This is a genomic window from Hydrogenophaga pseudoflava, assembly GCF_031020795.1.
GTDB classification, from domain to species: Bacteria; Pseudomonadota; Gammaproteobacteria; order Burkholderiales; family Burkholderiaceae_C; genus Hydrogenophaga; species Hydrogenophaga pseudoflava_A.
The window spans coordinates 784033-792872 of record NZ_JAVHJP010000003.1 but is presented as its reverse complement, the minus strand read 5'-3'; the positions used below and the strand labels follow the sequence as shown (position 1 = coordinate 792872).

The 8840-nt window shown below is 63.6% G+C and carries 11 protein-coding genes and 1 pseudogene; 9 read left to right on the top strand and 3 right to left on the bottom strand.

What is annotated here, in order from left to right:
* The 3 genes and pseudogenes from RCO38_RS13390 to RCO38_RS13380 all read right to left on the bottom strand — a co-directional run.
* A pseudogene (locus RCO38_RS13390) lies at positions 1-150 on the bottom strand (lipoyl synthase); the annotation flags it as partial.
* A gap of 37 nt (positions 151-187) precedes the next feature.
* Entirely contained in the window at positions 188-880 is a 693-nt protein-coding gene (gene lipB, locus RCO38_RS13385; RefSeq protein WP_308328804.1) for a lipoyl(octanoyl) transferase LipB, read from the bottom strand.
* A 7-nt stretch (positions 881-887) separates the two neighbouring features.
* A complete protein-coding gene (locus tag RCO38_RS13380) occupies positions 888-1172 on the bottom strand; it encodes a YbeD family protein (RefSeq protein WP_308328803.1) in 285 nt (94 codons plus the stop codon).
* A gap of 248 nt (positions 1173-1420) precedes the next feature.
* Here RCO38_RS13380 and RCO38_RS13375 point away from each other — a divergent pair, with 248 nt between their 5' ends.
* From RCO38_RS13375 to RCO38_RS13335, 9 genes are all read left to right on the top strand, one after another.
* Positions 1421-1957, top strand: a complete 537-nt coding sequence (locus RCO38_RS13375; protein ID WP_308328802.1) for an ATP synthase subunit I — start codon at positions 1421-1423, stop codon at positions 1955-1957.
* 24 nt (positions 1958-1981) lie between these two features.
* Complete coding sequence (gene atpB / locus RCO38_RS13370) at positions 1982-2860, top strand: F0F1 ATP synthase subunit A (protein WP_308328801.1); 879 nt, start codon at positions 1982-1984, stop codon at positions 2858-2860.
* 79 nt (positions 2861-2939) lie between these two features.
* On the top strand, positions 2940-3191 hold the full coding sequence (gene atpE / locus RCO38_RS13365) for a F0F1 ATP synthase subunit C (RefSeq protein ID WP_066157632.1): 252 nt from the start codon (positions 2940-2942) through the stop codon (positions 3189-3191).
* A 124-nt stretch (positions 3192-3315) separates the two neighbouring features.
* Positions 3316-3786 carry a F0F1 ATP synthase subunit B gene (locus tag RCO38_RS13360; protein WP_308328800.1) on the top strand — a complete coding sequence of 157 codons (471 nt, stop codon included), beginning with the start codon at positions 3316-3318 and terminating at the stop codon, positions 3784-3786.
* 46 nt (positions 3787-3832) lie between these two features.
* Positions 3833-4363 carry a F0F1 ATP synthase subunit delta gene (locus RCO38_RS13355; RefSeq protein WP_308328799.1) on the top strand — a complete coding sequence of 177 codons (531 nt, stop codon included), beginning with the start codon at positions 3833-3835 and terminating at the stop codon, positions 4361-4363.
* Between the two features lie 62 nt (positions 4364-4425).
* Entirely contained in the window at positions 4426-5982 is a 1557-nt protein-coding gene (gene atpA / locus RCO38_RS13350; RefSeq protein ID WP_066157623.1) for a F0F1 ATP synthase subunit alpha, read from the top strand.
* Positions 5983-6011: 29 nt separating this feature from the next.
* Complete coding sequence (gene atpG / locus RCO38_RS13345) at positions 6012-6878, top strand: F0F1 ATP synthase subunit gamma (RefSeq protein ID WP_308328798.1); 867 nt, start codon at positions 6012-6014, stop codon at positions 6876-6878.
* A gap of 44 nt (positions 6879-6922) precedes the next feature.
* Positions 6923-8329, top strand: coding sequence for a F0F1 ATP synthase subunit beta (atpD, locus tag RCO38_RS13340; protein ID WP_308328797.1), 1407 nt, complete (start codon positions 6923-6925; stop codon positions 8327-8329).
* Between the two features lie 67 nt (positions 8330-8396).
* The gene (locus RCO38_RS13335; RefSeq protein ID WP_308328796.1) at positions 8397-8813 is read left to right on the top strand and encodes a F0F1 ATP synthase subunit epsilon; all 417 of its coding nucleotides are present in this window, start codon (positions 8397-8399) and stop codon (positions 8811-8813) included.
* Positions 8814-8840 lie beyond the last annotated feature (27 nt).

Genomic DNA, 8840 nt, shown 5'->3' with positions numbered 1-8840 from the left:
CTTCTTCAGCACCTCGGCCGGCACGATCTTGATCGGGATGCGCGCCGTCTTGGCCTGGCTCTTCTGTTTGACCGTGGCGTCGTAGCTGGCGGCGGGCTGGGCTTCGCGGACGGTCGAGGCGTCGGCCGCGGGGGTGTCGGGGCGGGTCATGGCAGGGGGCGCGGGCGGCGCGCAAGGGCGTTGGAGGTCAGGGGCCGAGCAGGGCGCCGAGCTTCTGGCCCAACACCTGCGCCGCTTCATCCCATGAAACGGCGACCCCGATTGTAGAAAGGTCGACCGTTTGCAGGCCGGCATAACCGCAGGGGTTGATGCGCCAGAAGGGTTGCAGGTCCATGGCCACGTTGAGCGCGACCCCATGGTAGGTGCAATGCCGGCTGACCTTGATGCCCAGCGCGGCGATCTTGCCCAGGCCGGTGAAGTCGGGCTCGGCGGCCGGGGCACCTTCGATGCGCTTTTGCGGCCGCTGGGGCAGCGGGGCGTGGCTGCCCGGGTCGTCCAGCCGGACATAGATGCCGGGGGCGCCCGCCACGCGGTGGCCGGTGACACCAACGTGGTCCAGCGTGCGGATCACGGCCTCCTCGATGCGGAAGACGTATTCCTTGACGTAATAACCGGCGCGCTGCAGGTCGATCAGCGGGTAGGCGACCACCTGACCGGGCCCGTGGTAGGTCACCTGGCCGCCTCGGTTGGTCTTGACCACCGGAATGTCGCCGGGCGCCAGCAGGTGGTCGTCCTTGCCGGCGAGCCCCTGCGTGAATACCGGCGGGTGCTCGCAGACCCAGAGCTCGTCGGGCGTCTGCGCCGAGCGGTCCGCGGTGAAGGCGACCATGGCGTCGTAGGTCGGCGCGTAGTCCACGCGGCCCAGCGGTCGGACGATCATGGCCGGATCACAGCACCACCTTGACCATCGGGTGGGTGGTCAGGGTGCGGTAGACCTCGTCGAGCTGCTCCCGGCTGGTGACGTAGACCGTCAGCGTCAGACCCAGGTAGTTGCCGGCCTTGCTCGGGCGCTGTTCGATCGTCGTCTCGTCAAAGCCGGGGTCGAAGGCGCGGGCCACCGCCGCCATGGCCGAGACGTATCCCTCGACGTTGGCGCCCATCACCTTGATCGGGAAGCGGCAGGGGTACTCGATCAGCGACTGTTCGGGCGGGATGTCTCGGGGCAGGTCCATGAGGTTCCAGCGGCGGCACGCGGGCCGGAGGCGCTGCGTCAAAGTGAGAAATTTTTCGGCGGCTTGTCCGGCGGAGCGGGCGGAAAACCGGCGCCCGCAGGGGATTCCCACAGGCGAGCGCCACATTATGTGGTGCCCGCGCCGGGCCATGCCATGAGTGAGGACGGGTTGACGTTCGTTTGGGGTTTCTACGTATAATGAGAGGCTTTGCGAACTCTCGCATACCTGTAAACCGTTTGTAATCTGCCATGCCGACAATGCCCGGGCCCGATCAAGATGGGTCGCTACGGCCGGTCGACAAAGCAGACGCCCAAGCGGCGCATGGATGGGAAGGTGGGGAGCAAGAACCCGAATTCAAGCCGCTGACGCGCGAACAGGCGCAGCAGTGGCGCGCTGGGCAGCCGGAACTATCCGTCTGGCGTCTGGTGGGGGTGCAGGTGCTGGTGGGGGTGTCGTCTGGGTTGCTGTTCTGGCTGTTTTCTCGCCAGATGCCGCTGGCCCTGTCGGTGCTCTACGGCGCAGCTTCGGTGTTCATTCCGACGGCATTGATGGCCTACGGTCTGACCTCCAGTGCGTTGACCCGTCTGATGTCGGGCTATGCACGGGCTTCGTTTGCCAGCTTCATGCTGTGGGAAGGGGTCAAGGTGTTGCTGGTGGTGGCCATGTTGTGGTTGGCGCCGCGCTTGGTTCCGGGTCTCCATTGGCTGGGTTTGCTGGCCGGGTTGGTTTTGACGCTGAAGGTGTACTGGTTTGGACTGTGGTTCCAGGTCAGGCGCCCACATTAATTTCCGTTGATTGGTGCAACGAACATGGCTGCTGAAGGTATCGGTCCTACCCCTGGCGAGTACATCCGCCACCACCTGACCCATCTGACGAACCACAAGCAAGGGTTCATCGTCGATTTCTCGGTCATCAACATCGACTCGGTGGTCTTCAGCTCGGTGTTGGGCGCCTTCGTCTGCTTCGTGCTCTGGCTCGCTGCCCGCAAGGCCCATGCTGGTGTCCCTGGTCGCTTCCAGGCCGCCGTGGAGATGCTGGTCGAGATGGTCGACAGCCAGGCCAAGGGCGTGATCCACAACGCCAACAGCCGCAAGCTCGTCGCCCCGCTGGCGCTGACGGTGTTCTGCTGGATCTTCATGATGAATTTCATGGACATGCTGCCGGTGGACCTGCTGCCGCGCCTCTGGACCGAGTACTACGCCGCGACCGGCCACGATCCTCACCACGCCTACCTGCGTGTCGTGCCCACTGCCGACCTTTCCACCACGCTGGGTCTGTCCGTGTCCGTGCTGCTGATGTGCCTGTTCTACAACATCAAGATCAAGGGTTTCGGAGGCTGGACGCACGAGCTGGTGACCGCCCCCTTTGGCACTTCCAAGAATCCTGTTTGGGCACTGCTGCTGGGCGTGACCAACTTCCTGATGCAAATGATCGAGTTCGTGGCGAAGACGGTTTCGCACGGCATGCGGTTGTTTGGCAACATGTTCGCGGGTGAACTGGTGTTCATGCTGATCGCGCTGCTGGGTGGTTACGCTGCTCTCTCGCTGTCGGGTGGTCTCTTCTTCGTCGGACACGTGATCGCAGGCACGGTGTGGACCTTGTTCCACATTCTGGTCATCACCTTGCAGGCGTTCATTTTCATGATGCTGGCCCTGATTTATCTGGGTCAAGCGCATGACGCTCACTAAGTTGCGCGGTTTCACCTCGCTATCTAGTTCTTTCGGTTCCTTCCTTTCTTTTCAACTCTCAATCTTTTAAGGAGTCATCATGGAAAACGTTCTGGGTCTGGTTGCTCTGGCTTGCGGTCTCATCGTGGGTCTGGGCGCCATCGGCGCCTCTATCGGTATCGCCCTGATGGGTGGCAAGTTCCTGGAGTCTTCCGCTCGCCAGCCCGAGCTGATGAACGACCTGCAGACCAAGATGTTCATTCTGGCCGGTCTGATCGACGCCGCGTTCCTGATCGGTGTGGCCATTGCCCTGCTGTTTGCCTTCGCCAACCCCTTCCAGCTGGCTGCTTAATGGGTCTTGCTGCCGTGCGCGGCGGCATGCGGCGGGCCGGTGAAGACCGGCCCCTTCCCCCGGATGCCGTCGGTGCCGCAGCAATTGCGTCTCCACTCCCGTTCACACACAGAAAGGCGTTGCGATGAACATCAATGCAACCCTCTTTGCGCAGGCCATCGTCTTTGCGATCCTGGTGTGGTTCACGATGAAGTTCGTGTGGCCCCCGATTGCCAAGGCGCTCGATGAGCGTGCGTTGAAGATTTCCGAAGGTCTGGCCGCTTCCGAGAAGGCCAAGTCCGAACTGGCCGTGGCCAACAAGCGCGTGGAGGCTGAGCTGAGCCAGTCCCGCAACGAGGCGGCCACCCGTCTGGCCGACGCCGAGCGTCGCGCCCAGACCGTGATCGAGGAAGCCAAGGCCCGTGCGACGGAAGAGGCTGCCAAGATCGTCGCCACCGCCCGTCAGGAAGCCGAGCAGCAGGTCGTCAAGGCCCGCGAGGCCCTGCGCGAGGAAGTGGCCGCGCTGGCCGTCAAGGGTGCCGAGCAGATCCTCAAGCGCGAAGTCAACGCCGGTGTCCACGCCGAGTTGCTGGGCCGCCTGAAGACCGAGCTCTGATCCGCAGCCCACGTTCCGATTGAACCCCGGCATACGAAGGTAGAACATGGCCGAAATTGCCACCATTGCCCGTCCCTACGCGGAAGCCTTGTTCAAGGCCGCCGGCGCCGATGCGGCTGGCGTTGCTTCCTGGCTCGACGAGCTGGCCGCCGTGGCCGGCAACGAGCAGCTGCGCCAGTTCGCTGACGCTCCCCAGTCCACGCCCGCCCAGGTGTTCGACGTCATCGCCGGTGTGCTCAAGAACGCGCTGCCGGTGATGGGCCAGAACTTCCTGCGCACGGTGATCGAGAACGGTCGCGTCGCGGCGCTGCCCGAGATCGCGGACCAGTTCCGCGTGCTCAAGAACGCCCTGCAAGGTCGTTTCGATGCCGTGGTCTACAGCGCTTTCGATATCGATGCGTCCGCGCTGGCCGAACTCTCGGCCGTGCTGGAGAAGCGCTTCGGGCGCCAGCTCAACCTGCAAGTCCAATTGCAGCCCGAGCTCATCGGTGGCGTGCGTGTGGTGGTGGGTGACGAAGTGCTGGACACCTCCATCAAGGCCCGCCTGGAACAAATGAAAGTAGCGCTGACGGCTTGATGCCGCCTGACCCCGTCGCTCGGACGCGCCCTCATCCCAATTAACGAAAGAAGGAAAGAGTCATGCAGCTCAATCCCGCCGAAATTTCTGAACTGATCAAATCCCGCATCCAGGGTCTGGGCGCGTCCAGCGATGTGCGCAACCAGGGCACCGTGGTGTCCGTGACCGACGGTATCGTCCGCATCCATGGCCTGTCGGACGTGATGCAGGGCGAAATGCTGGAATTCCCGGCCAACAAGGACGGCGTGCCTTCCTTCGGCCTGGCCCTGAACCTCGAGCGCGACTCCGTCGGCGCCGTGATTCTGGGTGAGTACGAGCACATTTCCGAAGGCGACACCGTCAAGTGCACGGGCCGCATTCTGGAAGTGCCGGTGGGCCCCGAGCTGGTGGGTCGCGTGGTCAACGCCCTGGGTCAGCCGATCGACGGCAAGGGGCCGATCAACGCCAAGATGACGGACGTGATCGAGAAAGTCGCCCCCGGCGTGATCGCCCGTAAATCGGTGGACCAGCCGGTGCAGACCGGTCTGAAGTCGATCGACTCGATGGTGCCCGTCGGCCGTGGCCAGCGCGAGCTGATCATTGGCGACCGCCAGACCGGCAAGACCGCCGTGGCGATCGACGCGATCATCAACCAGAAGGGTCAGAACATGACCTGCGTGTACGTCGCCATCGGCCAGAAGGCGTCGTCCATCAAGAACGTGGTGCGCGCCCTGGAACAGGCTGGCGCCATGGAATACACCATCGTGGTCGCCGCCTCGGCCTCCGAGTCCGCTGCCATGCAGTACCTGTCGGCCTACTCCGGCTGCACCATGGGCGAGTACTTCCGCGACCGCGGCCAGGACGCCCTGATCGTTTATGACGACCTGTCCAAGCAGGCCGTGGCCTACCGCCAGGTCTCGCTGCTGCTGCGCCGTCCTCCGGGCCGCGAAGCCTACCCCGGCGACGTGTTCTACCTGCACAGCCGTCTGCTGGAGCGCGCCGCCCGTGTGAACGCCGACTACGTCGAAGCCTTCACGAAGGGTGAAGTCAAGGGCAAGACCGGCTCGCTGACCGCGCTGCCGATCATCGAAACCCAGGCTGGCGACGTGTCCGCCTTCGTGCCGACCAACGTGATCTCGATCACCGACGGCCAGATCTTCCTGGAAACCAACCTGTTCAACGCCGGTATCCGTCCCGCCATCAACGCCGGTATCTCGGTGTCGCGCGTCGGTGGCGCCGCCCAGACCAAGCTGATCAAGTCGCTGTCCGGCGGTATCCGTACCGACCTGGCCCAGTACCGTGAACTGGCTGCCTTCGCGCAGTTCGCTTCCGATCTGGACGAAGCCACCCGCAAGCAGCTCGACCGTGGTGCCCGCGTGACCGAACTGCTCAAGCAGGCCCAGTACAGCCCGCTGCCCATCAGCCTGATGGCCGCTTCGCTGTTCGCGGTGAACAAGGGCTTCATGGACGACATCGATGTCAAGAAGGTGCTGGCCTTCGAAGGTGGCCTGCACGCTTTCCTCAAGGACAAGCACGCAGCGCTCGTGGCCAAGCTCGACAACGACAAGGCCATGGACAAGGACGCCGAAGCCCAGTTGCTCGCCGCCATTGCCGACTTCAAGAAGACCGGCACGTACTGATCCGTCCATTGACGAGCTAAGGAGCAGCAATGGCAGCAGGCAAGGAAATTCGCGGCAAGATCAAATCGGTGGAAAACACCAAGAAGATCACCAAAGCCATGGAAATGGTGGCCGCTTCCAAGATGCGCAAGGCGCAGGACCGCATGCGTGCGGCCCGGCCTTACGCCGAGAAGGTGCGCCAGATCGCTGGCAACCTGAGCAAGGCCAACCCGGAGTACACCCACCCCTTCATGGAAACCAACGACGCCAAGACCGCCGGTTTTGTCGTCGTGACGACCGACAAGGGCCTGTGCGGTGGCATGAACACCAACGTGCTGCGCGCGCTGACCAACCAGCTCAAGGACCTCCAGGGTCAGGGCGTTGGCGCGGAAGCCGTGGCCATCGGCAACAAGGGCCTGGGTTTCCTCAACCGCATCGGGGCGAAAGTGGTCTCCAGCGCCGTCGGTCTGGGCGACACCCCTCACCTGGACAAGCTGATCGGCCCCGTGAAGGTGCTGCTGGATGCGTACACCGAAGGTCGCATCAGCTCGGTTCACGTCTGCTACACCCGCTTCATCAACACGATGAAGCAGGAGGCCGTGATCGAGCAGCTGCTTCCGCTGTCGGCCGCCGACCTGCAGGAAGGCAGCAAGGGTCGCGACTGGGATTACGTCTACGAACCCGACGCAGCGACCGTCATCGACGAGCTGCTGCTGCGCTACATCGAGGCCCAGGTCTACCAGGCCGTGGCGGAAAACATGGCGTCCGAGCAGTCGGCCCGCATGGTGGCCATGAAGGCCGCCACCGACAACGCCGGCAACGTCATCAGCGAACTCAAGCTGGTCTACAACAAGACCCGGCAGGCCGGCATCACGAAAGAGCTGTCGGAAATCGTGGCCGGCGCCGCAGCGGTCTGATCCCGGCGCCCAACTGAAATTTCAAGAAACTAAAGGTACACATCATGTCTCAAGCACAAGGCAAGATTGTTCAGTGCATCGGCGCCGTCGTGGACGTGGAATTCCCGCGCGACCAGATGCCGCGCGTTTACGATGCCCTGAAGATGGAAGGTTCCGCGCTGACGCTGGAAGTCCAGCAACAGCTGGGTGATGGCGTCGTGCGCACGATTGCGCTGGGCTCCTCCGACGGTCTGCGCCGCGGCATGGTGGTCACCAACACCAACGCCAACATCACCGTTCCCGTGGGCAAGGCCACCCTGGGCCGCATCATGGACGTGCTGGGCCAGCCGATCGATGAGCGTGGTCCGGTCGACCAGAGCCTGACCGCCCCCATCCACCGCAAGGCGCCGGCCTATGACGAGCTGTCCCCCTCGCAGGAGCTGCTGGAAACCGGCATCAAGGTGATCGACCTGGTCTGCCCGTTCGCCAAGGGCGGCAAGGTGGGTCTGTTCGGTGGCGCCGGTGTGGGCAAGACCGTGAACATGATGGAACTCATCAACAACATCGCCAAGGCGCACAGCGGTCTGTCGGTGTTCGCTGGTGTGGGCGAGCGCACCCGTGAGGGCAACGACTTCTATCACGAGATGGCCGACTCCGGCGTCGTGAACCTGGAGAACCTGGGCGAGTCCAAAGTGGCCATGGTGTACGGCCAGATGAACGAGCCCCCGGGCAACCGTCTGCGCGTGGCGCTGACCGGCCTGACCATCGCCGAGTCGTTCCGTGACGAAGGACGCGACGTGCTGTTCTTCGTGGACAACATCTACCGCTACACGCTGGCCGGTACCGAAGTGTCCGCCCTGCTGGGCCGCATGCCTTCCGCCGTGGGTTACCAGCCGACGCTGGCCGAAGAAATGGGCCGTCTGCAAGAGCGCATCACCTCCACCAAGGTCGGCTCGATCACCTCGATCCAGGCCGTGTACGTGCCCGCCGACGACCTGACCGACCCGTCGCCTGCCACCACCTTCGCCCACCTGGACTCCACCGTGGTGCTGTCGCGTGACATCGCCGCCCTGGGTATCTACCCCGCCGTGGACCCGCTGGACTCCACCAGCCGCCAGCTGGACCCCCTGGTCGTGGGCCAGGAACACTACGAAACTGCCCGCGCCGTGCAGGGCACGCTGCAGCGTTACAAGGAACTGCGCGACATCATCGCCATTCTGGGCATGGACGAACTGGCACCGGAAGACAAGCTCGCCGTGGCCCGTGCCCGCAAGATCCAGCGTTTCCTGTCGCAGCCGTTCCACGTGGCCGAGGTGTTCACCGGTTCGCCCGGCAAGTACGTGCCGCTGTCCGAAACCATCCGCGGCTTCAAGATGATCACCGCTGGTGAGTGTGACCACCTGCCCGAGCAGGCCTTCTACATGGTCGGCACCATCGACGAGGCCTTCGAGAAGGCGAAGAAGGTGGCCTGATGGAGCAGGGCGTTGTCCGCCAGCGCCCGTCCACTGACCATCGTTTTCCCTTTTCACAGGAGTCAATATGAGCACCATCCACGTCGATGTGGTCAGCGCCGAAGAGTCCATCTTCTCCGGCGAGGCCAAATTCGTGGCCCTGCCGGGTGAGGCGGGTGAGCTGGGCATCCTGCCCGGTCACATTCCCCTGATCACGCGCATCAAGCCCGGTGCCGTGCGCATCGAAAAAGCCGATGGCGGCGAAGAGTTCGTGTTCGTGGCCGGTGGCATTCTGGAAGTGCAGCCCCACTGCGTGACCGTTCTGTCGGACACCGCCATCCGTGGCCATGACCTGGACGAGGCCAAGGCGAGCGAAGCCCGCAAGGCCGCCGAAGAGGCTGTCAAGAACGCCAAGAGCGACATCGATCTGGCCAAGGCCACTTCGGAGCTGGCGGTCATGGCGGCGCAGATCGCGGCGCTGCGCAAGTACCGTCAGAAAAAGTGATCCGCCGTGCGGACGCTTCATGAAAAA

Excerpts from the sequence above, each read along its gene's own strand:
- RCO38_RS13335 (WP_308328796.1), top strand. The coding sequence starts at position 8,397 with ATGAGCACCATCCACGTCGATGTGGTCAGCGCCGAAGAGTCCATCTTC.
- RCO38_RS13360 (WP_308328800.1), top strand. The coding sequence starts at position 3,316 with ATGAACATCAATGCAACCCTCTTTGCGCAGGCCATCGTCTTTGCGATC.
- atpD (WP_308328797.1), top strand. The coding sequence starts at position 6,923 with ATGTCTCAAGCACAAGGCAAGATTGTTCAGTGCATCGGCGCCGTCGTG.
- atpE (WP_066157632.1), top strand. The coding sequence starts at position 2,940 with ATGGAAAACGTTCTGGGTCTGGTTGCTCTGGCTTGCGGTCTCATCGTG.
- RCO38_RS13355 (WP_308328799.1), top strand. The coding sequence starts at position 3,833 with ATGGCCGAAATTGCCACCATTGCCCGTCCCTACGCGGAAGCCTTGTTC.
- RCO38_RS13380 (WP_308328803.1), bottom strand. The coding sequence starts at position 1,172 with ATGGACCTGCCCCGAGACATCCCGCCCGAACAGTCGCTGATCGAGTAC.
- RCO38_RS13375 (WP_308328802.1), top strand. The coding sequence starts at position 1,421 with ATGCCGACAATGCCCGGGCCCGATCAAGATGGGTCGCTACGGCCGGTC.
- atpG (WP_308328798.1), top strand. The coding sequence starts at position 6,012 with ATGGCAGCAGGCAAGGAAATTCGCGGCAAGATCAAATCGGTGGAAAAC.
- lipB (WP_308328804.1), bottom strand. The coding sequence starts at position 880 with ATGATCGTCCGACCGCTGGGCCGCGTGGACTACGCGCCGACCTACGAC.
- atpA (WP_066157623.1), top strand. The coding sequence starts at position 4,426 with ATGCAGCTCAATCCCGCCGAAATTTCTGAACTGATCAAATCCCGCATC.
- atpB (WP_308328801.1), top strand. The coding sequence starts at position 1,982 with ATGGCTGCTGAAGGTATCGGTCCTACCCCTGGCGAGTACATCCGCCAC.